Annotated in this window: 18 protein-coding genes; 6 read left to right on the top strand and 12 right to left on the bottom strand. The window is 72.1% G+C overall.

Annotated elements, in window-relative coordinates; translation table 11 throughout:
• Positions 1-40 precede the first annotated feature (40 nt).
• A complete protein-coding gene (gene hemE, locus ACFQ8C_RS28960) occupies positions 41-1,117 on the bottom strand; it encodes a uroporphyrinogen decarboxylase (protein ID WP_383462868.1) in 1,077 nt (358 codons plus the stop codon).
• A gap of 90 nt (positions 1,118-1,207) precedes the next feature.
• Here hemE and ACFQ8C_RS28955 point away from each other — a divergent pair, with 90 nt between their 5' ends.
• From ACFQ8C_RS28955 to ACFQ8C_RS28935, 5 genes are all read left to right on the top strand, one after another.
• On the top strand, positions 1,208-1,933 hold the full coding sequence (locus ACFQ8C_RS28955; protein ID WP_383462865.1) for a DUF3000 domain-containing protein: 726 nt from the start codon (positions 1,208-1,210) through the stop codon (positions 1,931-1,933).
• A gap of 295 nt (positions 1,934-2,228) precedes the next feature.
• The gene (locus ACFQ8C_RS28950; RefSeq protein ID WP_015037008.1) at positions 2,229-2,894 is read left to right on the top strand and encodes a response regulator transcription factor; all 666 of its coding nucleotides are present in this window, start codon (positions 2,229-2,231) and stop codon (positions 2,892-2,894) included.
• A gap of 81 nt (positions 2,895-2,975) precedes the next feature.
• Positions 2,976-4,259, top strand: coding sequence for an HRDC domain-containing protein (locus tag ACFQ8C_RS28945; RefSeq protein ID WP_383462862.1), 1,284 nt, complete (start codon positions 2,976-2,978; stop codon positions 4,257-4,259).
• 201 nt (positions 4,260-4,460) lie between these two features.
• On the top strand, positions 4,461-5,675 hold the full coding sequence (locus ACFQ8C_RS28940; protein WP_383462859.1) for a thiolase family protein: 1,215 nt from the start codon (positions 4,461-4,463) through the stop codon (positions 5,673-5,675).
• Positions 5,672-7,810, top strand: a complete 2,139-nt coding sequence (locus tag ACFQ8C_RS28935) for a 3-hydroxyacyl-CoA dehydrogenase NAD-binding domain-containing protein (protein WP_383462856.1) — start codon at positions 5,672-5,674, stop codon at positions 7,808-7,810. The genes ACFQ8C_RS28940 and ACFQ8C_RS28935 overlap by 4 nt, the downstream gene beginning before the upstream one ends.
• A 72-nt stretch (positions 7,811-7,882) precedes the next feature.
• Here the strand turns inward: ACFQ8C_RS28935 and ACFQ8C_RS28930 are convergent, their stop codons facing one another.
• Genes ACFQ8C_RS28930 through ACFQ8C_RS28915 form a run of 4 tightly spaced genes read right to left on the bottom strand, consistent with a single transcriptional unit; the run spans position 7,883 to position 14,940 of the window.
• Positions 7,883-9,274: a hypothetical protein gene (locus ACFQ8C_RS28930; protein ID WP_383462853.1), complete on the bottom strand. Its 1,392-nt coding sequence runs from the start codon at positions 9,272-9,274 to the stop codon at positions 7,883-7,885.
• A 14-nt stretch (positions 9,275-9,288) separates the two neighbouring features.
• On the bottom strand, positions 9,289-12,165 hold the full coding sequence (locus ACFQ8C_RS28925; RefSeq protein WP_383462850.1) for a stealth conserved region 3 domain-containing protein: 2,877 nt from the start codon (positions 12,163-12,165) through the stop codon (positions 9,289-9,291).
• A 13-nt stretch (positions 12,166-12,178) separates the two neighbouring features.
• On the bottom strand, positions 12,179-13,141 hold the full coding sequence (locus tag ACFQ8C_RS28920; RefSeq protein ID WP_383462847.1) for a hypothetical protein: 963 nt from the start codon (positions 13,139-13,141) through the stop codon (positions 12,179-12,181).
• Complete coding sequence (locus ACFQ8C_RS28915; protein ID WP_383462844.1) at positions 13,141-14,940, bottom strand: stealth family protein; 1,800 nt, start codon at positions 14,938-14,940, stop codon at positions 13,141-13,143. The genes ACFQ8C_RS28920 and ACFQ8C_RS28915 overlap by 1 nt, the downstream gene beginning before the upstream one ends.
• 363 nt (positions 14,941-15,303) lie before the next feature.
• Here ACFQ8C_RS28915 and ACFQ8C_RS28910 point away from each other — a divergent pair, with 363 nt between their 5' ends.
• Positions 15,304-16,380 carry an LCP family protein gene (locus ACFQ8C_RS28910; protein ID WP_383462841.1) on the top strand — a complete coding sequence of 359 codons (1,077 nt, stop codon included), beginning with the start codon at positions 15,304-15,306 and terminating at the stop codon, positions 16,378-16,380.
• Positions 16,381-16,449: 69 nt separating this feature from the next.
• On the opposite strand, the gene ACFQ8C_RS28905 is transcribed toward ACFQ8C_RS28910, so the two are convergent.
• The 7 genes from ACFQ8C_RS28905 to ACFQ8C_RS28875 form a co-directional block, all read right to left on the bottom strand.
• Positions 16,450-17,535 carry a hypothetical protein gene (locus tag ACFQ8C_RS28905; protein WP_383462838.1) on the bottom strand — a complete coding sequence of 362 codons (1,086 nt, stop codon included), beginning with the start codon at positions 17,533-17,535 and terminating at the stop codon, positions 16,450-16,452.
• 92 nt (positions 17,536-17,627) lie between these two features.
• Positions 17,628-19,106 carry an amino acid permease gene (locus tag ACFQ8C_RS28900; protein ID WP_383462874.1) on the bottom strand — a complete coding sequence of 493 codons (1,479 nt, stop codon included), beginning with the start codon at positions 19,104-19,106 and terminating at the stop codon, positions 17,628-17,630.
• A gap of 214 nt (positions 19,107-19,320) precedes the next feature.
• On the bottom strand, positions 19,321-21,240 hold the full coding sequence (gene dxs, locus ACFQ8C_RS28895) for a 1-deoxy-D-xylulose-5-phosphate synthase (RefSeq protein WP_383462835.1): 1,920 nt from the start codon (positions 21,238-21,240) through the stop codon (positions 19,321-19,323).
• 206 nt (positions 21,241-21,446) lie between these two features.
• The gene (locus ACFQ8C_RS28890; protein WP_383462871.1) at positions 21,447-22,721 is read right to left on the bottom strand and encodes a sugar ABC transporter permease; all 1,275 of its coding nucleotides are present in this window, start codon (positions 22,719-22,721) and stop codon (positions 21,447-21,449) included.
• Positions 22,722-22,753: 32 nt separating this feature from the next.
• Positions 22,754-23,533 carry an ATP-binding cassette domain-containing protein gene (locus tag ACFQ8C_RS28885; protein ID WP_031005377.1) on the bottom strand — a complete coding sequence of 260 codons (780 nt, stop codon included), beginning with the start codon at positions 23,531-23,533 and terminating at the stop codon, positions 22,754-22,756.
• A gap of 268 nt (positions 23,534-23,801) precedes the next feature.
• Positions 23,802-24,866: a sugar ABC transporter substrate-binding protein gene (locus tag ACFQ8C_RS28880; RefSeq protein ID WP_383462831.1), complete on the bottom strand. Its 1,065-nt coding sequence runs from the start codon at positions 24,864-24,866 to the stop codon at positions 23,802-23,804.
• Between the two features lie 122 nt (positions 24,867-24,988).
• Positions 24,989-26,209 (bottom strand): ROK family protein, encoded by a 1,221-nt coding sequence (locus ACFQ8C_RS28875; RefSeq protein WP_383462829.1) that lies wholly within the window; start codon positions 26,207-26,209, stop codon positions 24,989-24,991.
• Positions 26,210-26,311 lie beyond the last annotated feature (102 nt).

Raw genomic sequence — 26,311 nt, 5'->3', positions numbered from 1 at the left:
GCCGGAACCCCGGCGGCGCGCGGCGGCGCGTGGGCACCGCTCAGCGGGCGGTGCGCGTGTGCACGTACTCGACGAGACGGCTCAGCGCGTCCGGGTCCATGGACGGCATGACGCCGTGGCCCAGGTTGAAGACGTGCCCCTCCAGGTCCTTCGCGGCGGCGAGGACCTCGTCGGCCTTCGCCTCGACGACCTCGGTGGAGGCGAAGAGGACGGCGGGGTCGAGGTTGCCCTGGAGGGCCTTGCCGGGGCCGACGCGGCGGGCGGCCTCGTCGAGCGGGACGCGCCAGTCGACGCCGACGACGTCCGCGCCGGCCTCGCCCATGAGGCCGAGGAGCTCGCCGGTGCCGACGCCGAAGTGGATGCGCGGGACGCCGTAGCCGGCGACCGCGTCGAAGACCTTGGCGGAGGCCGGGAGGATCGAGCGGCGGTAGTCGGCGGGGGCGAGGGCGCCGACCCAGGAGTCGAAGAGCTGGACCGCGGAGGCGCCGGCCTCGATCTGCACCTTGAGGAAGGCGGAGGTGATCTCGGCGAGGCGGTCGAGGAGGTCGGCCCAGAGCTGCGGGTCGCCGTACATGAGCGCCTTGGTGTGCTCGTGGTTGCGCGACGGGCCGCCCTCGACGAGGTAGCTCGCGAGGGTGAAGGGCGCGCCGGCGAAGCCGATCAGCGGGGTGTCGCCGAGCTCCTCGGTGAGCATGCCGATGGCCTCGGTGACGTAGTGCACGTCGTCGGGGGTGAGGTCGCGCAGCCGGTCGAGGTCGGCCCGGGTGCGGATCGGGTCGGCGACGACGGGGCCCACACCGGGCTTGATGTCGAGGTCGACGCCGATGGCCTTGAGCGGGACGACGATGTCGCTGAAGTAGATCGCGGCGTCGACCCCGTGGCGGCGGACGGGCTGGAGCGTGATCTCCTTGACCAGCTCGGGCCGCATGCAGGACTCCAGCATGGGGATGCCCTCGCGGACCTTCAGGTACTCGGGGAGGGAGCGCCCGGCCTGCCGCATGAACCAGACGGGGGTGTGGGGCACGGGCTCGCGCCGGCACGCCTTGAGGAACGCGGAGTCGTACGTCCGCGACTGCTGCTTCGTCTGCTGGCCCGTCGGGCTGTTCATGGCGCTCACGCCCAAATCTTCGCATGTGGCCGGAAGCCGCTCGTGCCGGGCGGGTGTCCCTCCCCGCATGGCGGCCCCGTTCCGCCTACTCTTCCCCGCATGGCTGCGGCTCAGGGACATTTTTCCGATCATTCCGACGGCATTCGAGGGACGGGCGACAAGGCGGAGAGTACGGCGGGGACTCCGGTGCCGCCGGTGTTCCGGAGGGCGGTGGACGCCCTGCGGACGGCACGGCTGCGGCCCGAGATGGAGGTCGAGCCGACCCGGCCCCCGCAGCGGCTCGCGCCGTACGCGTACGCGGTGGAGGCGGCGGTCGTCGACGGCGAGGAGGACCTCGCGGACGGGCGGCTCGTGCTGCTGCACGACCCGGCGGGCCACGAGGCCTGGAAGGGCACCTTCCGGCTGGTGACGCTGGTGCGGGCGGAGCTGGAGCCGGAGATGGCGGCGGACCCGCTGCTGCCGGAGGTGTGCTGGTCCTGGCTGACCGGCGCGCTGGACGCGCGCGGGCTGGCGTACGGGGAGGCGAGCGGGACGGTGACGATGGCCGGCTCCCACTACTTCGGGGGGCTCGCGGAGCGGCGGCCGGCCACCCAGATCGAGATCCGGGCGTCCTGGACGCCCCGGGAGGGGCTCGGCGGGGTGCCGGACACGGCGGCGCACCTGGCGGCCTGGTCCGATCTGCTCTGCCAGATCGCGGGCCTTCCGCCGGCCCCGGCCGACCCCCCGGGCCCCGCGGATCCCCCGGGGGCGACGGGTCCGGGGGGAACGGTCTCGGGCGCGGGGGTCGTCTCGCTGCCCCAGCGGCGCGGACCCCAGGGGGCCTGAGGCCGTCCGGACGGGTGTCGCGCGGCCCGGGCCCGGCGGGCCGGGGCGGGGCCCTTCGGGGCCCCTTCTCGCGTTCGTACGGGGGTCCCTCGTGGGGGTGAGGGAGCGGGGGCCGCTCGTAGGATGATCGATCGCATGTCCGAATTGCCCTAATTGTTACTCACTAAATCGTGATCTTTCCCTAAAGGCGGGCGGCCCTGCTGCCGAAGGAGTCAATGACCCCTTCAGAGCACGGGTTCGCCCCCGGCTTCTTCCCCGAGCCGGCTCCGTCCCGCCCCTTCCCCCAGGAGGCCGAGTGTCCGTTCTGCTCGAGCAGCCCGCTAGCCTGGTCGCCTACCGCCCGAACAAGCCGACCGCCATGGTCGTCGTGGCCGACCCGCGCGTCCGCTCCACCGTCACCCGCCACCTGTGGGCGCTCGGCGTACGGGACGTGATCGAGGCGTCGTCCATCGCGGAGGCCCGTCCCCGCGTCGGCAACCCGCGCGACATCTGCGTGGCCGACGTCCACCTTCCCGACGGCAGCGGCCTCACCCTGCTGTCCGAGACCCGCGCCGCCGGCTGGCCCAACGGCCTCGCCCTCTCGGCCGCCGACGACATCGGCGCGGTGCGCAACGCGCTCGCCGGCGGCGTGAAGGGCTACGTCGTCACCGGCACACGGACCAATATCGGCCACCCGACGCGCCCCGGCGCCGCGCCCATCGGCGCCGCGGCCGCACGGCTCGGCCACCGCCGCCCCCCGGGTGCCCCGAGCCACCCGGGCGGCTACCGCGAGCTCTCCGGCCGCGAGGTCGAGGTGCTCAGGCTGGTCGCGGAGGGCCAGTCCAACAAGGCCATCGGCGTCTCCATGGGGCTCTCGGCACTCACCGTGAAGAGCCACCTCGCCCGGATCGCCCGCAAGCTGGGCACCGGCGACCGGGCCGGGATGGTCGCCGTGGCACTGCGGACCGGGATCATCCACTGACCCGGCCCTGACGGAAACGCGACGCCTGCCGACGGAACGTTCCGTCGGCAGGCGCTTGCCGTCGGCGGATACCCTTGACAGGTGACCGACGCCCAAGAGACCGCCGCAGACACCGCACTGCGCACCACCGGGGGCGGCCCCCCGGACGACAACGTCCCTGCGAATGGGCTTCCGATCCCGTTGCTGGAGCCCCGGGAGGGCATCCCGCCGGTCGTCGCGAGCGACGAGGCCCTCGCCGAGGTGATCGCCGCCTTCGCCGCCGGCCGCGGGCCGGTCGCCGTCGACGCCGAGCGCGCCTCCGGCTACCGGTACGGCCAGCGCGCCTATCTCGTCCAGCTCCGCCGCGAGGGCGCGGGCACCGCGCTGATCGACCCCGTCGGCTGCCCCGACCTCTCCGGTCTCGGCGAGGCCCTCGGCGGCACCGAGTGGATCCTGCACGCCGCCACCCAGGACCTGCCCTGCCTGCGGGACATAGGCATGCGCCCCTCCTCGCTCTTCGACACCGAGCTGGCCGGCCGGCTCGCGGGCTTCCCGCGCGTGGGCCTGGGCGCGATGGTCGAGTCCGTCCTCGGCTACGCCCTGGAGAAGGGCCATTCGGCGGTCGACTGGTCGACCCGCCCGCTCCCCGATCCCTGGCTGCGCTACGCGGCCCTCGACGTCGAGCTCCTGGTCGACCTGCGCGACGCGCTGGAGGAGGAGCTGGACCGGCAGGGGAAGCTGGAGTGGGCCCACGAGGAGTTCGACTCCATCGCCGCCGCCCCGCCGGCCCCGCCGCGCAAGGACCCCTGGCGCCGCACCTCCGGCATGCACAAGGTGCGCCGCCGCCGCCAGATGGCGGTGGTACGGGAGCTGTGGACGGCCCGCGACCGGGTCGCCCAGCGGCGTGACGTCTCCCCCGGGAAGGTGCTGAGCGACGCGGCGATCGTCGAGGCGGCGCTCGCCGTCCCGGTGAACGTGGCCGCGCTGACCGCCCTGCCCGGTTTCGGCCACCGCATGGGCCGGCGCCAGCTGGAGCAGTGGCAGGCCGCCGTCGACCGGGCCCGCGCCCTCCCCGAGAGCGAGCTCCCCCAGCCGGGCCAGCAGCCGGCCGGTCCTCCCCCGCCGCGCGCCTGGGCGGACAAGGACCCGGTGGCGGCCGCGCGCCTCTCCGCCGCCCGCGCCGGTGTCACGGCCCTCGCCGAGGAGCTGCACCTGCCCCAGGAGAACCTGATCACCCCGGACACCGTCCGCCGCATCTGCTGGGAGCCGCCCGCCCGCGCGGACCGTGACTCCGTCGCCGACGCCCTCGCCACCCACGGCGCCCGCAGCTGGCAGGTCGGCCTGGTCGCCCCTCTCCTGGTGGAGGCCCTGGCCGCGAAGGCCTGAGTCCGTGCCCCGCACCCGGACGAGAAGCCCTCGGCGCCCCTGCGGCGCCGGGGGCTTCGGGCTGTCCGCGGGTGTGACCTTCACCGCTTGGCCCCCAGGGGGTGGGCAGCTTGGTTACCCGCAAGTAGCATGGGGGAAGCAAGCGCACGCTTAGTGGTGTGCGCCGCAGCAGTGCCGTCCCGCACCTGGAGGAGAGCCATCGTGCCTCGTACCGTCAGGGACGTCGTCTTCGTCGACGGCGTCCGCACCCCGTTCGGCAAGGCGGGCCCGAAGGGCATCTACCACGAGACCCGCGCCGACGACCTCGTCGTGAAGGCCATCCGGGAGCTGCTGCGCCGCAACCCGGCCCTCGACCCGGCGAAGATCGACGAGGTCGCGATCGCCGCGACCACCCAGATCGGCGACCAGGGCCTCACCCTCGGCCGCACGGCCGGCATCCTGGCCGGTCTGCCGCAGTCCGTGCCCGGCTACTCGATCGACCGCATGTGCGCCGGTGCACTCACGGCCGTGACGAGCCTCGCCGGCTCCATCGCCTTCGGCGCCTACGACGCCGTCATCGCCGGCGGTGTCGAGCACATGGGCCGTCACCCCATGGGCGAGGGCGTCGACCCGAACCCGCGCTTCGTCAGCGAGAAGCTGGTCGACGAGTCCGCCCTCTTCATGGGCATGACCGCCGAGAACCTGCACGACCGCTACCCGCACATCACCAAGCAGCGCGCCGACGAGTACGCCGTGCGCTCGCAGGAGAAGGCCGCCAAGGCGTACGCCGACGGCAAGATCCAGCAGGACCTGGTGCCGATCTCGGTCCGCCGCACCGACGCCTCCACCGGCGAGACCGGCTGGGGCCTGGTCACCGCCGACGAGCCGATGCGCCCGGGCACCACCCTGGAGTCCCTGGCGAACCTGAAGACGCCGTTCCGCGTCCACGGCAACGTCACCGCGGGCAACGCGGCCGGTCTCAACGACGGCGCCACCGCCTCGATCCTCGCCTCCGAGGACTTCGCCCGGGAGAACGACCTCCCGGTCAAGATGCGTCTCGTCTCGTACGCCTTCGCCGGCGTCGAGCCGGAGGTCATGGGCTACGGCCCGATCCCGGCGACCGAGAAGGCCCTGGCCAAGGCCGGCCTGACGATCGACGACATCAACCTGTTCGAGATCAACGAGGCGTTCGCCGTCCAGGTCCTCGCCCTCCTCGACCACTACGGCATCGCCGACGACGACGCGCGCGTGAACCAGTACGGCGGCGCCATCGCCTACGGCCACCCGCTCGCCTCCTCCGGCGTCCGTCTGATGACGCAGCTGGCCCGCCAGTTCGAGGAGCAGCCCGAGGTCCGTTACGGCCTCACCACCATGTGCGTCGGCTTCGGCATGGGCGCGACGGTCATCTGGGAGAACCCCCACTGGGAGGGCAAGTGAGCACCACCGCCGAGCTTCTGAAGGGCGCCGCCGAGCTCTTCCCGGACGAGGTCGTCACCTCGGCCCACGTGCGCCACTTCGAGCTGCCCTTCGGGGCCGGTCGTTTCGCGCTGATCACGCTGGACAACGGCTTCGACCACACCAAGCCGACCACCTTCGGCCCGCAGTCGCTGGCCAACCTGAACACCGCGCTCGACCAGGTCGAGGCCGAGGCCGCCAACGGTGAGATCGTCGCCGCCGGCATCACCGGCAAGCCGTTCATCTTCGCGGTCGGCGCCGACCTCAAGGGCGTCGAGCTGCTGAAGAAGCACGACGAGGCGCTCGCCATCGGCAAGGGCGGCCACGACGTCTTCAAGCGTCTCTCCGCGCTCGCCGTGCCGACCTTCGCGTACTACAACGGCGCGGCCATGGGCGGCGGCGTCGAGGTCGGTCTGCACTGCACCTACCGCACCGTGTCGAAGGCCCTCCCGGCCTTCTCGCTCCCCGAGGTCTTCCTCGGCCTGGTGCCCGGCTGGGGCGGCTGCGCGATCCTCCCGAACCTGATCGGCGCCGAGAAGGCCGTCCAGGTCGTCATCGAGAACTCGCTCAACCAGAACCGCCAGCTCAAGGGCAAGCAGGTCTTCGAGCTCGGCATCGCCGACGCGCTCTTCGAGGGCGCCGACTTCCTGGAGCAGTCGCTCATCTGGACCGCGGGCGTCCTCAACGGCACCGTGACCGTCGAGCGCCCGGAGATCGACCGGGGCGAGGGCTGGGACGCCGCCGTCGCCAAGGGCCGCGCGATCGCCGACTCCAAGGTGCACGGCGCCGCGCCGGCCGCCTACCGCGCCCTCGACATCATCGAGGCCGCCAAGGACGGCGACCTGCAGAAGGGCTTCGACGCCGAGGACCAGGCCCTCGCGGACCTGATCATGGGCGGCGAGCTCCGCTCCGGCATCTACGCCTTCAACCTGGTGCAGAAGCGCGGCAAGCGCCCCGCCGGCGCCCCGGACAAGTCGCTGGCCCGCCCGATCACCAAGGTCGGCGTCGTCGGCGCCGGTCTGATGGCCTCCCAGCTCGCCCTGCTCTTCCTGCGCCGCCTGGAGGTGCCGGTCGTCCTGACCGACATCGACCAGGAGCGCGTCGACAAGGGCGTGGGCTACGTCCACGGCGAGATCGAGAAGCTGCTCGGCAAGGGCCGCATCAACCAGGACAAGGCCAACCGTCTCAAGGGCCTGGTCTCCGGTGTCCTCGACAAGGCCGAGGGCTTCGCGGACGCGGACTTCATCATCGAGGCCGTGTTCGAGGAGATGTCCGTCAAGCAGAAGGTGTTCGCGGAGGTCGAGGCGGTCGCCCCGGCGCACGCGATCCTCGCCACCAACACCTCCTCGCTCTCGGTGTCGGAGATGGCCTCCAAGCTCCGGCACCCGGAGCGCGTGGTCGGCTTCCACTTCTTCAACCCGGTCGCGATCCTCCCGCTCCTGGAGATCGTCCGCGGCGAGCAGACGGACGACGCCTCGCTGGCCACCGCGTTCGGTGTCGCCAAGAAGCTGAAGAAGACCGCGGTCCTCACCAAGGACGCCCCGGCGTTCGTCGTGAACCGCATCCTGACCCGCTTCATGGGCGAGATCCAGAACGTCATCGACGAGGGCACGTCGGTCGAGACCGCCGAGAAGGCGATCGAGCCCCTCGGCCTGCCGATGTCGCCGCTGGTCCTCCTGGAGCTCGTGGGCCCGGCCATCGGCCTGCACGTCTCCGAGACCCTGAACCGCGCCTTCCCGGAGCGCTTCACCGTCTCCCCCAACCTGAAGGCCGTCGTCGAGGCCGGCAAGCGCGGCTTCTACGTCTACAAGCCGGAGAACGGCTTCAAGCCGGAGCTCGACCCCGAGGTCGCCGCGCTGCTCAAGCAGGGCGACACCGTCCTCACCGAGCAGCAGGTCCGCGACCGCGTCCTCGACGCGGTGGCGCAGGAGATCGGCCTCATGCTGGAGGAGGGTGTCGTCGCCGAGGCGCAGGACATCGACCTCTGCCTGATCACCGGCGCCGGCTGGCCCTTCCACCTGGGCGGCATCACGCCGTACCTGGACCGCGAGGGCGTCTCCGAGCGCGTCAACGGCAAGCGTTTCCTCGCCCAGGGCGTGGCGAGCGTCCCGGCGTAAGCGGTAGCGCGTAACGGCGAAGGGGCCGGTGGCAGCAGCCACCGGCCCCTTCGGCGTTCCCGCGTCCGGGGACTACCAGTGCCCGTCGAAGGGGTAGTGGTCGCACTTCTCGCCGCAGCGCTCACGGGCCTCGGTGGAGGTGCGCAGGAAGCTGTCCTGCGGGACTCCGAGGACCCGGATGTCGACCGGAGTGGCCGTCGAGTGCAGCGCGCTGAAGATCGACACGAACTCGACCCGGTAGGTGCCGGGCCGCCAGCTGTGCGGGTGGCGCATGCTCCAGGTGCCGTCGTCGGCGACGACGGCCTCTCCGATCAGCCGCTCGCCCTCCAGGGCCATCACCTTGGTGACGCCGGGGGCGGCGGTGCCGCGGAAGCGGGGGCGCGGGTTGACCCAGGCACCGCTCTTCGGCGAGTCGACCACCGGCGGGACGACGTGGTCGCGGACCTCGAAGTTCAGCGAGGCGATCGGGGTGACTCCGCCCGTGCGGGCGATGCCGACGGCCTGCACGGTGTGCTCGCCGGCCGGCCAGACCATGGTGCGGCGCCACAGGAAGCGGCCCTGCTCGTTGACGGCGGTGCCGCCGATGTAACCGCCCTGGGAGAAGAAGAGCAGGTAGCCGGTGTCGGGGCCGGCGGTGCCGGCGAACTTCTGGAGTCCGCTGACCGAGCGGCCGGGCGCCGGGGAGGTGAACACCGGGGCGGTGCCGACCCGGTCGCCGGCGAAGAGCGCGCTCTCCGGGCTCACCACGGTGAACTCGGGGGCGGGCGGCGGGTACTCGCCGGGGACGAGGGTCGCCGGGTCGACGGTGCCGACCGGGATGTCCGGGCTGGCCGCCAGGGCGGAGGCGAGGATCCGGGCGACCTCACGGGCGCCGGCGTGGTTGAAGTGGGTGGAGTCGATCATGCCGTCCGGGTGGAGCGGGTGCTCGCCGGCGTCGATCCAGCGGTAGTACTGCTTGGCCCGGGCGGGGCCGAGCTCCTGGAGGAGCCGGCCGGTGTAGGCGTTCATGTCGACGAAGACGGCGCCGGTCTCGGCGGCGGCCTCCCGGGTCACCTCGGGGTAGCCGTCGCGGGTGTCGGAGACCTGGCCCTGCACGTCGAAGGCGCAGCGCGAGCACGGGGTGAGGAGGACGGGGACGGCCCCCTGGGCGCGGATGCCCTCCACGTACAGCTTGAGGAACTCCTTGAACTCCCGCTTGCCGTGGTAGCGCAGGGGGACGTTGATGCGCTGCTCGACGCCTCCGAAGTCGAGGGCGACGACGTCACCGGGTTCGAGCATGTTGAGCAGGGCCGCGAAGCGGTCCGTGTAGTACGTGCGGGCGGTCATCGCGTCGCGGGCGAAGTTCCTCACCTCCCAGCCGGGGGCGAGGAACTCGGTCATGTACTGGCCCCAGCCCGCGATCGGGCCTTCGGCGGTCTTGCGGGATTTGGCGACGGACGCGCCGAGGATGCAGAACTTGGGCATGGCGATCTTCCGGTTTACAGGGGCCAGGCGGGCAGCTGTCCGGCGTGGAAACGGTGGTTCCGCGGCGAACCGGCCTCGAACTGGCTGGCGATGGGGAAATAGCTCGGAAGGAACGCGGCCAGCGTGGCGTCCTGCTCGTCCTCCGAGACGTCCCCGTCGTGGAAGTCGTTGAGGCAGAACACGTCGTTGGGGCGGGAGGCGAGCAGTCCGTTGAGCTTCTTGACCTGCTCGCTGAGACCCACGTTGACGAAGCCGGAGGAGATCCGGCCGGGCACGCTGCGGCCCGTGTGGTAACCGAAGTAGTGGTGGAGCGAGGAGGCCACGGAGACGTCCGTGGGGCTGCGCAGCTGGTTGTGGGCGGTGCGGCCGAGCGCCTCGGGGAAGTGGGTCTCCAGGTCCGCCATCACGCTGCGGCGCAGCGGGTGGGGGGCGTGGATGAAGGAGTTCACCAGCGTCTGCCCGAACATGCCGGCGATCAGGTCGCGGTTGTTCTTCGCGGCGATGCGGCTGAACTCGTCGCCCTCCAGGGCCGGTCCCATCGGGATGGCGTTGGAGGACATGAAGTGCTTGGCGGCGCCGTTGCCGAGGAAGAACAGCGAGGGCTGGATCGGGCGGGCCGCGAACACGTCGTCGTTGAAGTAGAGGAAGTGCTCGGAGAGGCCCTCGATGTGGTGCAGCCGGCTCTCGATGGCGTGCGAGTTGTACGTGGGCAGGGAGCCCTGCCCGGCGAAGATCTCGGTGTGGTCGACCACCCGGACGCGGGGGTGCGAGATGTCGAGCCACGGCGGCACCTGCCGGTCGGTGACCAGGTAGATGTTCCGGATCCAGGGGGCGTACAGGTCGAGGGAGCGCAGCGAGTAGCGCAGCTCGTCGCGGTTGCGGAAGCGGGCGGCGCTGGTGGCGGCGTCCTCGGTGACGACGCCGAGGGAGGAGAGGACCGCGTTCTTGCGCTCCAGCCAGTCGAGGTCGGAGCCGTCCACCCAGGTGTAGACGGCGTCGACCGGGAAGGGCACGTCGTGGTGGAGGACGTGGGTGTAGGGCTCGATGGTGGGGTACTGGCGGCCGCCGAGGACGACGGGCCGGCGGCGCATCGCGTTCCGGGGCACCCGCTGGCCGATGAGGGTGCGGCGCGGCGAGAGGAAGAATTCCGGCTCCTCCTCGTCGTTGTACCAGAAGGAGACGAGGCAGCCGTAGGTGGCGCCGAGCCGGAGGGTTCCGGTGGCGGAGACGGCGGGGGTGTAGACGCGGACGCCGGAGCACTCGGTGTTCACGTGCTCGCCGGCCAGGCCGGCCAGGGTGGTGACCATGGTGGTGTCGGCGTCGTTCAGCAGGCCCACGTAGACGGCGCCGTCCCGGTACCGGTCGGCGAGGGCCTTGAGGACCGGGCCCCGGTAGTCGGCGTGGACGGCGAGGCTGTGCCGGATCTTGGTGTCGCGGACCAGGAAGTACGGGACTCCCGCGGCGTCCAGGGCTTCGGCGGCCAGCACCAGGTTGGTGTGCGCGATGTCGAAGGGCGACTCGGAGTCGATGACGCGGCAGACCTGGCCTCCGTCGCGGACGAGGGTCCGGTCGCGCTTGAGCAGCCGCTGCTCGGCGTCCTTGAAGGCGCGGTTGCGGGCGGTGCCCTGGGGGGCGGGGGCGGCCGCGCGGGCGGCTCCGTCGTTCCCGCCGATGAGGGCCTGGGCGGCCGCTCGCGCGGCGCGGTCGCGGGCCCGGCGGCCGGCGGCGCGGTCGGCGGCGAGACCGGCGAGGAGCTCCTCCCAGCGGGCGGTGGCGTCGGCGGGGGCGAAGCGGGCGGCGTGCCCGGCCGCTTCCGCGCCGAGGCCGAGGCGCAGCGGCTCGTCGTCCATGAGCCGCATCAGCCGCTCGGCGAGGAGGTCGGTGTCGTCGGTGGGGACGAGGAGGCCGGTGCGGCCGTCGGCGATCAGCTCGCGGACGACGCCGGGGCTGTCGTGGGCGAGGACCGGGACGCCGGCGGACTGGGCCTCCATGAGGGAGTAGCCGACGGCGTCGGTGGCGGCGGTGTTGAGGGCGACGGACGCCTTGGCCCACTCCTCGGAGGGGTGGGTGGCCTCGCCGACGAGCTGGACGCTGCCGTGCAGGCCGAGCTGGTCGCGGCGGCGGCGCAGGGCGCCGCCGAGCGGGCCGTCGCCGAGGATCCGCAGGGTCCAGGTGGGGCGGAGGGGGGCGACCCGGGCCCAGGCGGAGAGGGCGGTGCCGACGCCGGAGTTCTCCTCCAGGCGGGCGGCGAGGGTGACGATCCGGGTCTGGAGGGTGGAGCGGGGCCGGAAGCCCTCGGGAAGCGAGGGCGGCACGGCCTGGAGGCGGGGGGCGGCGGCGCCGAAGGTCTCCTGGTACCACTCCAGGGAGGAGGGGCCGGGGAGCACGACGGCGTCGAAGCCGGCCGTGTGGCGCAGCAGCGGCTCGTTCGCGGTGGCCTCGGCGACCTGGGAGGCGCGCTGTTCGAGGTGGACGAGGAGGACGTCGGCGGGGGCGAAGCGGGCGGCGAGCGCCATCAGGCCGGGCGTGGTGGTGACCAGCACGTCGGTGTCGAGCTCGCGCAGGGCGAGTTCGGTCTCGATGTCGGAGAGCCGGTTGAAGGAGTCGTCGAAGCGGCGCTCGACGAGTTCGCTGGGGCGGGCGGCGAGCGCGGCGGAGAGGGCCTCGTCGGGGCCGTCGGGGCGGACCGCGCGCTGCTGCGGTCCGGCGGCCTCGACGAGGAAGGAGACCGGGACCCGGCCGTCGTAGGGGGTGAAGCGGCGGCGGCGGGCCTTGAAGACGCTGAGGACGGAGACCTCGTGCCGGTGGGCCAGTTCGGAGGCCTGGTGGAGCACCGCCCGCTCGGGGTCGCCGAGGAGATCGACGGCATTCAGGAAAAACGTTACTTTCACGATGTGCGCTTCCTCAGGCCGTCTCGTCGACACGACGGCAGGTGAACCGGAGGTTGCCCGCGGGGGTGTACCGGGGCTCCACCGACATCAGGCTGTCCTTCTGCGGCGCCACGACGACCTCGCGCATCGCCAGCACGCGCTGGGGATCGCTCAGGTCGTGCAGCAGCCGCGCCACCCGGTGGGGGCGGCGCTCACCGGTGTGCAGCAGCACGTCCCAGTGCTCGCGGCGGTCCGAGACCGGGTACATCTCCGCGAGCGGCACCTCCGCCTGCCAGACGCCGGGCCCGGTCTCGGTGAGGCCGACCGGGATCCGGCGCCCGGAGGCGACGAACTCGCACCACGGCTCCCCGGCCTCCAGGCCGACCAGCCGCACGCTGACGTCGATCCGGGCGTGCTGGATGTGCACGTCCACGACCTCGGCCCCGGGCACCGCCGGCGACCTGCGCAGCCGTGCGCTGCCGGCGAACGAGCGCCCGACCCGGTAGCGGTCGCCGCTGATCGGGGAGGCGGTCATGGGCCGGGTGGTGCCCTGGTAGGTGTGCGGGCTCTCGACCAGCAGCAGCGGATAGCTGCGCCGGCCGCGGCCGGCGCCGACCCGCAGCCGGAGCCGGGTCGTACCGGTGGGCACCGGCACTCCCCCGGCCTCGGCGCCGAGCAGCACGGCGGCGTCGGCGAGGAGCCGGCCCGAGCGGTCCCGGTGCACCCGGGCGGGGCTCTCGTGGAGCGTCCTGCCGCGGCCGAGGAGCAGCACCGCCTCCTCCGCCGACCGTGCCGAGGCGGGCAGTTCGGCGTGCAGGTTCATGGTCTGCCCGTCGAGCACCGCCGCGTACAGCAGCCGGGCGGAGCGCTTGCCCCGCAGCGGCAGGAAGACCCCGCTCAGCAGCCGCCCGCGCAGCGGCGCCAGCGCGCGGCGCACCGCGGCGCGGCGCCCGGCGGCCCGGCGCAGCCGGCCCAGGCGCCTTCGTATCGAGCCCATCAGTCGGTACGTCCCCGTTCGGTCAGTCGGCGGGTGGGAAGCCCCACGGCGTCCGTGCGCTCGTACGGGCTCGGCACCGGGAAGTAGTCGTCCAGGAAGCGCCGCACCATCCGCTCCTGCGCGGCGGGGTCCTCGGGCACGACGGTGTCGTTGATGCAGAAGGTGTCGAAGTCGCGTCGCGCGACGAGCCGGTCGAGGCGCTGCTGGGCCCCCCGGTCGCCGATGTCGATGTAGACGTACCGCAGGTCGCCGACGGTGGCGCGGGCGGAGTGGTACGCGAAGTAGTGGTGCAGCGAGGAGGCGATGGGCACGTCCTGCGGCGAGCGGAAGCGCGCGTGCTGGGTGGTCTGGTGGGCCCGCGGATAGGTGTGCTCGATCTCGCCGAGGACGGAGCGGCGCAGGGCGTGCGGGGTGTGCTTCATCTTCTGCGAGACGAAGGTGCCGAACTGCTGGGCGATCAGGCCGCGGCTGTTCTTGCCCGCCGCGTTGACCGGCAGGTCGTCGGGAAGGGCGCGGCCGGTCGGGATGAGCGCCTTGGACATGAAGAACTTGCTGAGCCCGTTGGCGTGGAAGAAGTGCCCGAGGGAGACCGGCCGGCCGAAGAACACGTCGTCGTTGAGGTAGAGGAAGTGCTCCGACAGGTCGTGGATGTGGTGGAGCTGGCTCTCGATGGCGTGCGAGTTGAAGGTGGGCAGCGCCGACGCGTCGGAGAAGATCTCCCGGTGGTCGACGACCCGCAGGCCGGGGTGGTCGAGGTCGAGCCAGCCGGGCACCTGGCCGGCCGTCACCAGGTAGACGTTGCGCACCCAGGGCGCGTACTGGTGGATCGAGCGCAGCGAGTAGCGCAGCTCGTCGCGGCTGGTGAAGCGGGCGTCGTTGGCGGCCTGCTCGTGCAGGGCGGGGCCGCCGGCGGCTTCGAGGCCGAGGAGGCGGCGGGTGCTCTCCTTGGTGTCGCGCCAGACCGGGTCGTCGGCGTCCACCCAGGTGTAGACGACGTCCACCGGGAAGGTGTGGTCCTCGGGCAGGTGGGCGGTGAACTCGGGCAGGGTGCGGGCCCGGCCGGTCGTGTACTGGTGCGGGACCGGGCTGAAGAGGGTCTGCGGCGCGTCGACGGTCCGGAAGTCGGTGGCCACCTCGGTCACCACCCGGTTGGGGCGGGGGGCGACCAGCTCGCCGTGCTCCTCGCGCCAGAACTCCAGGTCGCAGCCGTGCGCGGCGCCGAAGACCAGCCGGCCGCTCGGGTCGCAGACGACCCAGGAGAGCCGCAGGATCCGCGCGGAGCGCAGCCGCCGCCAGACGGCGGTGGTCTCGCCGGCGCGCATGTCCGCGGGGCCGGTGCCGACGTAGCCGGGCTCCTGGCCGAAGGCGTACGCGAGCAGGTCCTCGGTCTTCTCCCGGAGCCGGGCGGGGACCGCGACGGCGGGCACGCCCTGGGAGGTGCCGCGGACGCAGAAGTAGTCGATGCCGGCGTCCTCCAGGAGGCCGACGAGGAGGTGGAGGTTGCGGGCGCGGGCGGCCCAGGCGGTGATGCCGGGGACCTCCAGGGCGCGCAGGTGGCGGCCGCCGTCCTGGACCACCCTGAGCGTGCCGCGCTCGGTCTCCGTGCCGCTGCGGCGTCCGCCGATGGCGCGGGCCACGACGGCGGAGCGGGCGGAGTCGACGCCGGCCAGGGTGCGGGCCACCGACTGGCGGACGGGCTGCGGGATGCCGGCCACGATGCGGCGGCGTGCGCGCGCGGGCACGAGGTTGCGGTAGGCGGAGACGAGCGCGCTGGACTCGGGGTTGCGAGAGTTCGCCACCGTGCTCAGCCCACCATTTCCACACCCACGCATGCGAGACATGCGCCCGGAACCACGCGCGTGCCCGGATCTGTTCCAGTCCCGGACTCAACGCTGAACTCCGGCCCCCCGAAGTCTCCGAACCTCGGCAGGTCCGGAAGAACGGTTCTCTCGATGCAAACCACACCAAGTCCGTTCGCACCGGATCTTCACATCCGAGCCATGCCTGAGACAACTTACAGAAGGCTTATTCGACCAGCCGTTATGCAGCTGAGATGTGAACGGGCCTCCTCCGGCATGGTCACCCCGCGTCGTACACCCGTCCGATCTTCTGCCTATACTCCACGCTTCCATGCCTCACCAGGATTCGAGGAACCGCAGACGATGAGCCAGGACACCCGCACGCCCGAGGCCGTCGGCGGACGCCGTGGCGCCGCCACCCCGCGCAAGCGCCGCAGGACCGGCCGGATCGTCCTCCTGACGCTCCTGGTCCTGCTCCTGGCCGCGGGCGGCACACTGTACTGGATGTACAGCAGCATCGACGGCAACATCAAGGCCGTCGACATCGACAAGGCGCTCGGCGACGACCGGCCGGAGAAGCTGCCCACCAGCGGGCAGAACCTGCTGGTCCTGGGCTCGGACTCGCGCGCCGGCGACAACGGCGACCTGGTCGGCGGCTCGGTCGGCGGCGGCCGCTCCGACACCACGCTCGTGGTGCACATACCCGAGGGCCGCACCAAGGCCGTCGCCGTCAGCATCCCGCGCGACACCCTGGTCACCCGCCCCGAGTGCGTCCGCGGCGACGGCACCACCGCCCCCTCCGCGAAGCGCGTCATGTTCAACTCCATCTACGCGCAGTACGGCTCCGCCTGCGTCGCCAAGACCGTGGAGTCGATCTCCGGCGTCCGCCTCGACCACTTCATGGAGATCGACTTCTCCGGCTTCAAGGACCTCGTCGACACCCTCGGCGGCGTCACGGTCGACGTGAAGCAGCCGATCGACGACAAGCAGAGCGGCCTCCACCTCGAAGCCGGCCCGCAGAAGCTCGACGGCACCCAGTCCCTCGCCTTCGTCCGCACCCGCCACGGCGTCGGCGACGGCTCCGACCTCGGCCGCATCTCCCTCCAGCAGCAGTTCCTCACCGCGCTGCTCACCGAGGTGAAGAACCAGGACCTGCTGAGCAGCCCCGCCAAGTCCTACAAGATCGCCGACTCGGCGACCAAGGCGCTCACCACCGACTCCGCGCTCGCCTCGCTCACGGCGCTCGGCGACTTCGGCCGCAGCCTCAACGGCGTCGACCCGCAGAACATGGAGACGATCATGCTGCCGGTCGCCTACGACAAGATCGACCCGAACCGCGTGGTCGCCTACGAGCCCAACGCCTCCCGGCTGTGGAAGGCGGTCCGCGAGGACGCCGAGATCCCGGCCGACGCGAAGAAGTCCCCCGCGACCGGCGGCTGACCCCCGGTCGGCCACGGACGCACCGGTGCCCCGGTCCCCTCCCGAGAGGGGGCCGGGGCACCGGTCTTCCTACAGACGGCTCCAGGGCTCCAGGGCGAGGCCCTGCTCCGGCTTCTGCCGGGTGACCACCACGCCCCCGTCGGGCGTCAGGGCGGCGAGCGCCACCCCGCCGTCGAGGGTGGTCGTCAGGGCCGGGGGGCCCAGCACCGGCGGCCCGGAGGGGCTCCAGTACAGGCCCATGTCCTCGCGCTCCGCCATGAAGGCCCCGAGCGAGGTGACGCCCGACGGGTCGCACTGGGCGACGAGGGTGCACTCGTACCCGTCGATCAGGCAGGGGGTGGCCGTCAGCGGACCGGCGCCGACCGCCTGGGCGACGGGCGTCGGCACCAGACCGCGGCCCGGCGACCAGAGGCAGACCCGGCCCTGGCCGTCCGCGAAGTAGGCCGTCACGTGTCCGGACGGGCCGGTCACGGCGGCGAGCGTGCCCTGGACCACCGGGGTCGCCACCGGGTCCTCGGCGACCGGCCTGGCCCCGGGTTCGAGCTGGACGTACCGCCGCAGCCCCCGGTCGGTGGCGGTGTACATCTCGACCAGTCCGGCGCCGTTCACCGCGGCCACCGGGTTCTGGTCGGTGCGTCCGCCCTTCAGGTCCCACCACGGGTGCCAGCCGCCGGCGTCCTTCTGGACCCGGGCGCTGACGCCGCCGCCGCGGTTGCGGACGAAGACGTGGGCGCGGCCCTGGCCGTCCACGGCGAGGGCGGGGTTGCCGTACCACTCGGCCTTGCCGTTGGAGTGGCCGATGGACTTCCACTCCACGTTGGGCCGGCCGGTCTGGAACTGGACGGAGTGCACCAGCTCCACATGGCGCTCCCCCGCCTCCGCTCCGGTGTCGGTGGCCCGGAAGCCCACCAGGTGCACGTAGCGGTCGGGGCCCTGAGCGGCCGCCAGGAACGGCAGCAGACCGCCGCCGCCCAGCCCGTCCGGGCCGTCGAACCGGTGTCCGGCGCCCTCGGTCCAGCGGAGGACCTCGCCGTCCCGGGGGACGTACACGCTGAAACGTCCCTCCGCGCCCCGGGCCAGCCAGCCTCCGAGCATTCTCGGGGCGCGCGGAGAGGCGTGGGAGGGATCGGCGGGGGCCTGGGATGGGTTCACCATGGGAGGATCCAGCGCTCCGGGTCGAGTGGGGACGGTTCGCACCGACTGTATCCGCCCGGCCCGGCCGCTCTCCGCGCGCCCGGGGATTCCGCTCAGGAGCGGAGCCGCTCGCCCTCCCGGCCCAGCCGGCTGTGCCCGCGTCCGTACGCGAAGTAGACGACGATGCCGATCACCATCCAGACCGCGAAGCGGAACCAGGTCTCGCCCGGCAGGTTGAGCATCAGCCAGAGCGAGGCGGCGATGGAGATGATCGGCAGCACCGGGACCCACGGGGTGCGGAAGGCGCGGTGCAGGTCGGGGCGGGTGCGGCGGAGGACGATGACACCGACGGCGACCATCACGAAGGCGAAGAGGGTGCCGATGTTCACCAGGGTGGCCAGCTCGTTGATGCTGGTGAAGCCGGCCACGATCGCGATGATCACACCGAGCAGGACGGTCGGCCGGTACGGGGTCTTGAAGCGCGGGTGCGTGACCGAGAAGAAGCGGGGCAGCAGCCCGTCACGGCTCATCGCGAAGAAGACGCGGGTCTGGCCGAGCAGCAGGATCAGACAGACCGTGGTGAGGCCGACGGCGGCGCCGAAGCTGATCACGCCCGCGTAGAAGGGATGGCCGGCGGCTTTGAAGGCGTCGGCGAGCGGGGCGCTCACGGACAGCTCGGTGTAGTGCTGCATGCCGGTGACGACCAGGGCGACCGCCACGTACAGCACGGTGCAGATGAGCAGCGAGCCGAGGATGCCCCGGGGCATGTCCCGCTGCGGCAGCTTGGTCTCCTCGGCGGCGGTGGCGACCACGTCGAAGCCGATGAAGGCGAAGAAGACGATGGAGGCGGCCGTGAAGATGCCCATGACGCCGAAGTTGGTGGGCTCGTACCCGAAGAGGAGCTGGACGAGCGGGGAGTCCCAGTTGGAGCCGCCGCCCTCCGGGGTCACGGCCGGCGGGATGAACGGATCGTAGTTGTCGCCGACGATGAAGAAGAGCCCCGCGACGATCACGATCATGACGACGGTGACCTTGATCGCCACCACGACGGCGGTGATCCGGGCGGACAGCTTCATGCCGACGACCAGGATCGCGGTGAGGACCAGGACCAGCAGGAAGGCGAGGATGTCGAAGGTGCCGCCCGGCACGTCCGGGCCCTCCAGCGAGGCCGGTAGGTGCCAGCCGATGTTGTCCATCAGCGAGCGGACGTACCCGGACCAGCCGACCGCCACCACCGCCGTGCCCAGCGCGAACTCCAGGACCAGGTCCCAGCCGATGATCCAGGCCGGCAGCTCGCCGATGGAGGCGTACGCGAAGGTGTACGCCGATCCGGCCACCGGCACCGTCGAGGCGAACTCGGCGTAGCAGAGGGCGGCCAGGGCGCAGACGATGCCGGCCGCGACGAAGGCGAGGGCCGTGGCCGGGCCCGCGTTCTCCTTGGCGACCTTGCCGGTCAGGACGAAGATGCCGGTGCCGATGATGACGCCGACGCCGAAGACCGTGAGGTCCCAGGCGGAGAGGGACTTCCGGAGCCCGTGCTCCGGCTCCTCGGTGTCCCTGATGGACTGTTCGACCGACTTCGTCCGGAACATTCCGGAGTTGGCCCGTGGGGGGCGCTGATCCGTGCTCACCGTCGTACCTCCGCGTCGTCCTTGACGTCGGGACCCGGGCCCCCGCGGGACGGGGGTCGAGGGGACGCTGCCCGCGCTGAAGCCAGAATGCACGCGAAAGGGCCGGTCGGCACCCGGGAGGGTGAACCGACCGGCCCAACGGTGACGCGGAGTGATCATCCCGCCGGAGGCGGGATCAGTCGCGGGCGGGCTCCACCGCCTGGCGGGCGGTCTCGTACCGACCGTCCAGGCGCGAGACCAGGCCGGTGACCTGGCGGGCGATGTCCGGGGCGGTCAGGCCGATCTCGGCCAGGACCTCGCCGCGGGAGGCGTGGTCGAGGAAGACCGGCGGAATGCCGAAGTCACGCAGCGGTACGTCGACCCCGGCGTCGCGCAGGGCCTGGGCGACGGCCGAGCCGACACCGCCGACCCGGCTGTTGTCCTCGACGGTGACGACGACCCGGTGGTCGGCGGCGAGCGGGGCGAGGGCCTCGTCGACCGGCTTGACCCAGCGGGGGTCGACCACGGTGGTGGAGATGCCCTGACGGTCGAGGAGGTCGGCGATCTCCAGGCACATCGGGGCGAGCGCGCCGACCGAGACCAGGAGGACGTCGGGCCGGTCCGAGCCCGCCTCGCGGAGCACGTCCATGCCGCCGACCCGGCCCACGGCGGGGACGGCGGGGCCGACCGCGCCCTTGGAGAAGCGGACCACGGTGGGGGCGTCGGTGACCTCGACGGCCTCGCGGAGCTGGGCGCGGACCTGGTCGGCGTCGCGCGGGGCGGCGAGCCGCAGGCCGGGCACGACCTGGAGGATCGACATGTCCCACATGCCGTTGTGGGAGGCGCCGTCGGTGCCGGTGACGCCGGCCCGGTCGAGGACGAAGGTGACGCCGCACTTGTGCAGGGCCACGTCCATCAGGACCTGGTCGAAGGCCCGGTTGAGGAAGGTCGCGTAGACCGCGAAGACCGGGTGGAGACCGCCGGTGGCGAGGCCGGCCGCCGAGACCGCGGCGTGCTGCTCGGCGATGCCGACGTCGAAGACCCGCTCGGGGAAGGCCTTGGCGAACTTGTCGAGGCCGACGGGCTGGAGCATGGCCGCGGTGATGGCGACGATGTCCGCGCGCTCCTTGCCGAGCGCCACCATCTCCTCGCCGAAGACGCTGGTCCAGTCGGCGCCGGAGGAGGCGATGGGCAGACCGGTGTCGGGGTGGATCTTGCCGACGGCGTGGAAGCGGTCGGCCTCGTCCTGGAGGGCGGGCTGGTAGCCGCGGCCCTTCTCGGTGAGGCAGTGGACGATCACCGGGCCGCCGAAGCGCTTGGCGCGGGTGAGGGCGGACTCCAGGGCCTCGATGTCGTGGCCGTCGATGGGGCCGACGTACTTCAGGCCCAGGTCCTCGAACATGCCCTGGGGGGCGATGAAGTCCTTGAGCCCCTTCTTGGCGCCGTGCAGCGTCTCGTACAGCGGCTTCCCGACGACCGGGGTGCGCTCCAGGATGTCCTTGCCGCGGGCGAGGAAGCGCTCGTAGCCGTCCGTGGTGCGCAGGGTGGCCAGGTGGTTGGCGAGGCCGCCGATGGTGGGCGCGTAGGAGCGCTCGTTGTCGTTGACGACGATGACGAGCGGGCGGTCCTTGGCGGCGGCGATGTTGTTGAGCGCCTCCCAGGCCATGCCGCCGGTGAGGGCCCCGTCGCCGATGACGGCGACGACGTGGTCGTCCTTCCTCAGGACCTGGTTCGCCTTCGCGAGGCCGTCCGCCCAGCCGAGGACGGTCGAGGCGTGCGAGTTCTCGATCACGTCGTGCTCGGACTCGGCCTGCGAGGGGTAGCCGGAGAGGCCGCCCTTCATCTTCAGCTTCGAGAAGTCCTGGCGGCCGGTGAGCAGCTTGTGCACGTAGCTCTGGTGGCCGGTGTCCCAGAGGACCTTGTCCTTCGGGGAGTCGAAGACGCGGTGCAGGGCGATGGTCAGTTCGACCACGCCGAGGTTGGGGCCGAGGTGTCCACCGGTCTTGGAGACGGCGTCGACGAGGAAGGTCCGGACCTCCGCGGCCAGCTGGTCCAGCTGTTCCGGGGAGAGCCGGTCCAGGTCGCGCGGTGTCCTGATACGGGTCAGCAGGGCCACCCGTGCCTCCTTGCGTTCTGAGCTGGTCGAGCTTGCCGATTTTGCCGAGTCTAATGTTCCGTCTTGGATCGTGGGCATCGGGCCAGGCGGAGCGGCATCACCCTCATGGGGGATGTACTGCTCCGGACGCGACGGTGCCCGGCACCGGTTCACCGGTGCCGGGCGTTGTGGCCCGTGCCTCAGTAGCGCCCGCCGGGGGCGGCGTGTCAGGCGCGTCCCGCGGACTTCTGGGTCTTGCGGGAGACGGAGTCGATGATCACCGCGATGAGGAGCACCGCGCCGGTGATCATGTACTGGATCGCGTTGGACTCCAGGTTGAGCTGGTTGAGGCCCTGGACGATCGACTGGAGCACCAGGATGCCCAGGAGCGCCGACCAGACCTTGCCGCGGCCGCCGAAGAGGGACGTGCCGCCGATGACCGCCGCGGCGATGCACATCATGAGCTGGTTGCCGCCGCCGAGGGAGCGGTCGGCGCCGCCGGTGGCGGAGGCCAGGAAGAGGCCGCCGACGGCGCCCAGGGTGCCGGAGATCATGAAGACCGAGGTCCGGATCCAGGCGACGTTGATGCCGGCCCGGCGGGCCGCCTCGATGCCGCCGCCGACCGCGAAGACCTGACGGCCGTAGGTGGTGCGGCGCAGGACGAAGTCGGTGACCAGCAGGATCACCAGGAAGATCACCAGGGAGAGGGGCAGGCCCTTCTCCTGGTTGAAGCCGTACGCGGCGACCAGGACGAGGACCGCGAGGACGCCGGTGCGCAGCAGGATCTCGCTGTGCGGGCGGTGCGGCAGCTCGGCGGCCTTGCGGCGGCCGGAGTCGCGCAGCTGGGCGAGGTAGAAGGCGGCGATCACCACGGCGGCGAGGCCGTAGGCGGCCGCGACGTCGGCGAAGTAGTACTTGGTGAGGTCGCCGACGAAGCTGCCGATGGGGGTCGGGATGGTGGACCGCTCGCCCATCACCCAGGTCTGGAGGCCGGCCCAGCCGAGGAAGCCGGCGAGGGTGACGACGAAGGCGGGGACGCCGATCTTGGCGAAGACCAGGCCGTGGAAGGCGCCGAGCAGGGTGCCGGAGAGGATGCCGAGGAGGATCGCGACGGAGTCCGGCATGTCGGTGGCGAACACGCCCCAGACGGAGCCCGCGAGGCCCGCGACGGAGCCGACGGCGAGGTCGATCTCGCCGAGCAGCAGCACGAAGACGATGCCGACGGCCATGATGCCGGGGCCCGCCGCGTACAGCGTGATCTGGTCGAGGTTGTACGAGGTGATGAAGTTGCCGGTCAGCGCCTGGAAGACGATGCCGATGACGATCAGGCCGACGACGACCGGGAGGGAGCCGATCTCGCCGGAGCGGATCTTGCGCTTGAACTCGTCGACGTAGCCCTTGAAGCCCTGCTCGCGGACGAGGAGGCGGGGGTCGACGGCGGGGACCGCGGCGGCGGCCGGGGTCTGGGCGGCGGCGTCCTCGGAGGTGCGGGGCTCGGGCACGGGCGCCTCGTCGGTCGCCTTCGGGGTCGTGCTCACTGGGCTACCTCCGCGGTGCGGGCCTGCCGGCGGGTCACGGCGTTGTCCGTGGCACCGGTGATCGCGGCGATGATCTCTTCGTGCGTGGTGGTGGCGACCGGGAAGGTGCCGTTGTTGCGGCCGAGGCGCAGCACGGCGACGGTGTCGGCCACGGCCTTCACGTCGGCCATGTTGTGGCTGATGAGGATGACGCCGAGGCCCTGCTCGCGCAGCCGCTCGACCAGGTCGAGGACCTGGGCGGTCTGCTCGACGCCGAGGGCGGCGGTGGGCTCGTCCAGGATCACGATCTTGGGGTCGCCGACCAGGGCGCGGGCGATGGCCACGACCTGCCGCTGGCCGCCGGAGAGGGCGGCGACGGGGATGCGGACGCTGGGGATGCGGATGGAGAGGGTGGAGAGGAGGTCCTTGGCGCGCTTCTCCATGGCGACCTCGTCGAGGACGCCGCCCTTCTTGAGCTCGCGGCCGAGGAAGAGGTTGGCGACGACGTCGAGGTTGTCGCAGAGGGCGAGGTCCTGGTAGACGGTGGCCACACCGAGGTGCTGGGAGTCCTGCGGGCGGGAGATCTCGACCGGGCGGCCCTCCCACTCGATGACGCCCTCGTCGATGGGGTGGACGCCGGCGATCGTCTTGACCAGCGTGGACTTGCCGGCGCCGTTGTCGCCGACCAGGGCGACGACTTCGCCCGCGTGGACTTCGAGGTCGACACCGGAGAGGACCTGGACCGCTCCGAATCGCTTGAAGATCCCGCGCAACGCCAGGACAGGCGTCTGGGACACGTGAACCAACTCCTTCGCCGCCCGTGGACGGGGGCGGCGGCATGTCGCGCCGTGAGGCGCCGAGTTCGAGGGGGGCTGAGCTCGTCCGGCCCCGGACCGACAGCGGGGTCTGGGTCGGCCGAGGCCGGACGGGTCTGGGGGCGGAGCCGCGTCACGGGGACGGGCGCGTTCCGCGTCCTGCCGGGGCTGACGGTCCGACAGGGAGGAGGGGCGGGGCCCGGTGGTCCGGGCTCCTGGGGCCCGCCCCGGGGGGCGGGCCCTCAAGGGCCTACTTGATGCCCAGCTCGGCGCACTTGGCGGCGAGGTCCGCGGAGCAGATGTCGGCGGCCGCGTAGATGCCGTCCTTGATCACCGTGGACTGGATGTTGGTCTTGTCGACGACCACCGGGGCGAAGAGGGTGGACTTCACGCCGTCCGTCTCGCCCTGGGCGCCGAGGTCCTTGCCCTGGAGCAGGTTGACCGAGAACTTGGCGGCCTCGGGGGCCAGCTGGAGCGGCGACTTGTAGATCGTGAAGGTCTGGGTGCCGGCGACGATCCGCTGGACGCCCGCGACCTCGGCGTCCTGGCCGCCGACGGGGATGCCCTTGATGCCGGCGTTCTCCAGGGAGGTGACGATGCCGCCCGCCATGCCGTCGTTGGCGGAGTAGACGGCGCCGATCTTGTCCTTGCCGACGGAGGCGATGGCGGCGGCCATCTTCTCGCCCGCGACCTTCGGGTCCCACTCGCCGGAGGCCTCGTAGGCGATCTTGCCGACCTTGCCGTCGAGCGCGGTGTGGGCGCCCTTCTTGAAGAGACCGGCGTTCGGGTCCTTCTCGTCGCCGTTGATCATGACGATCTGGGCGGAGGCGGCCTTGTCGCCGAGGGCGGCGAGCAGGGCCTGGCCCTGGAGCTCGCCGACCTTGTTGTTGTCGTGGCTGACGTAGGCGTCGGCGCCCTCGATCGCGCGGTCGTACGCGACGACCTTGACGCCCTTGTCCTTCGCCTCCTTGACCCAGCCGGCCGCCTTGGCGGTGTCGACCGGGTCGAGGGCGATGACCTTCACGCCGTCGGCGATGAGCTGGTCGAACTGCTGCTTCTGCTTCACGACGTCGGAGACGGCGTTGTTGTAGACGACCTCGCAGTCGCCGCAGGCGGCCTTGACGGCCTTCTCGAACTGCGGCTTGTCCAGCGACTCGTACCGCGCGGTCTTGTTCTCCGGGAGGAGCAGGCCGATCTTGGTCGAGCTGCCCTTGTCCTCGCTGTCGCCGCCGCCGGCCTGGCCACAGGCGGAGAGCGCGAGGGCCATCGAGACCGCGGCCGAGCCTATGACGACGCGGCGAGTCATTGCGTTCATGTGGGGTTGCCTCCCTGACGAGGCCGCGACGGTGCGGCCGAGGTGTCACGAAGTCAACTCGGCCGCAACACCGTCGTCAAGAAGTGAAAACTTAACGAGATGACAACGGTGGTTAGCGTTCTCTAAGTGAACGCGGGCACGGAGGCCGGAACGGCCGCCTGAAATGCCCCTTCTACCCCGTTCAGCAGCGTCGAGTCGCCCATCTCGCTCAGCACCAGGGCGAGCGCGCCCAGGACCTCGGCCCGGCCGCCCAGCGCGCCCTGGACCAGGGAAAGCCTGCGTGCGGCGCTCGGGATCGCGTACCGGCCGACCGAGTCCCGGATCGGGGCGAGCACCAGCTCGCCCGCCTCGGCGAGATCACCGCCGAGCACGACCCGGCTCGGGTTCAAGAGATTGCAAAGGTTGGCGACACCGCTGCCGATGTGACGCCCCACGTCGGCGATGACGCGCCGGCAGCCCGGGTCGCCCTCGCGCGCCAGCTGTACCACCCGCTCCATGGTGAGGTCCGGCCCGTGGCTCGGCTGGAGCAGCGGCAGCACGTACCGCGCGGCGGTGAAGGTCTCCAGGCAGCCGCGGTTGCCGCAGCGGCAGACCGGGCCCGACTCGTCGAGGGTGATGTGGCCGATCTCGCCGGCCGTGCCGCCCGGACCCCGGTAGACCCGCCCGTCGATCACCAGACCGGCGCCGACGCCGCTCGCCACCTTGATGTACGCCAGGTCCTTGACGCCCCGGCCGCTCCCCCACACCAGCTCGCCGAGCGCGCCGAGGTTGGCGTCGTTGTCGACGTGGACGGGGACCCCCAGGCGGGCGGACAGCTCCTCGGCGGGGTTGATCCCGCTCCAGCCCGGCAGGATCGAGGTCGAGCCGAGCGTCCCGGAGGCGACGTCGATGGGGCCGGGCACGCCGAGACCGACGCCGATGACCTTGTCCCGGCCGATGCCGGTGGCCGCGATCAGCCGGTTGACCAGCTGCTCCGCCCGGTCGAAGCCCTCCGCCGCGGAGGCGTCCACGTCGAGCGGCTCGGCCTCCTCGGCGAGCACCTGGTGGGCGAGGTTGCCGACCGCGACCCTGAGGTGGGTGTGCCCGAAGTCGACGCCGATGACGATGCCGGCGTCACCGGAGAGCGAGACGCTGCGGGCCCGCCGGCCGCCCGCCGAGGTGGGGGTCACCTCGACCGTGCCGCCGTCCTTCAGCTCCCGGACGATGTTGGAGACGGTCGCTGCGGACAGTCCCGTCGCCCGGGCGATCTCCGCCTGGGTCAGCGAACCGGCCATCCGGACAGCCCGGACGACCCGCTCGAGATTGGCCCTGTGCAGAGAGGTCTGCGACCCCGGAGTCTCCATCGACTCTCTCACTCCCACCGTTTTCTCCAACATGTGAACTCTAAGGGGACGCTTTCGGCTTCGCTTCCGTCAAGACCCGGAACAGTCGAAGGCCCCCGCACG

This window comes from Streptomyces sp. NPDC056503 (assembly GCF_042794995.1).
In the GTDB taxonomy this organism is placed as follows: domain Bacteria; phylum Actinomycetota; class Actinomycetes; order Streptomycetales; family Streptomycetaceae; genus Streptomyces.
The sequence above is the reverse complement of the archived record's forward strand: the minus strand, read 5'-3'. Positions and strand labels throughout refer to the sequence as shown.

What these genes read in the sequence shown, in the direction of transcription:
- ACFQ8C_RS28955 (WP_383462865.1), top strand. Translation starts at nt 1,208, where the DNA reads ATGGCTGCGGCTCAGGGACATTTTTCCGATCATTCCGACGGCATTCGA.
- ACFQ8C_RS28930 (WP_383462853.1), bottom strand. Translation starts at nt 9,274, where the DNA reads ATGCCCAAGTTCTGCATCCTCGGCGCGTCCGTCGCCAAATCCCGCAAG.
- ACFQ8C_RS28920 (WP_383462847.1), bottom strand. Translation starts at nt 13,141, where the DNA reads ATGGGCTCGATACGAAGGCGCCTGGGCCGGCTGCGCCGGGCCGCCGGG.
- ACFQ8C_RS28910 (WP_383462841.1), top strand. Translation starts at nt 15,304, where the DNA reads ATGAGCCAGGACACCCGCACGCCCGAGGCCGTCGGCGGACGCCGTGGC.
- ACFQ8C_RS28905 (WP_383462838.1), bottom strand. Translation starts at nt 17,535, where the DNA reads ATGGTGAACCCATCCCAGGCCCCCGCCGATCCCTCCCACGCCTCTCCG.
- ACFQ8C_RS28900 (WP_383462874.1), bottom strand. Translation starts at nt 19,106, where the DNA reads ATGTTCCGGACGAAGTCGGTCGAACAGTCCATCAGGGACACCGAGGAG.
- ACFQ8C_RS28880 (WP_383462831.1), bottom strand. Translation starts at nt 24,866, where the DNA reads ATGAACGCAATGACTCGCCGCGTCGTCATAGGCTCGGCCGCGGTCTCG.
- ACFQ8C_RS28875 (WP_383462829.1), bottom strand. Translation starts at nt 26,209, where the DNA reads ATGGAGACTCCGGGGTCGCAGACCTCTCTGCACAGGGCCAATCTCGAG.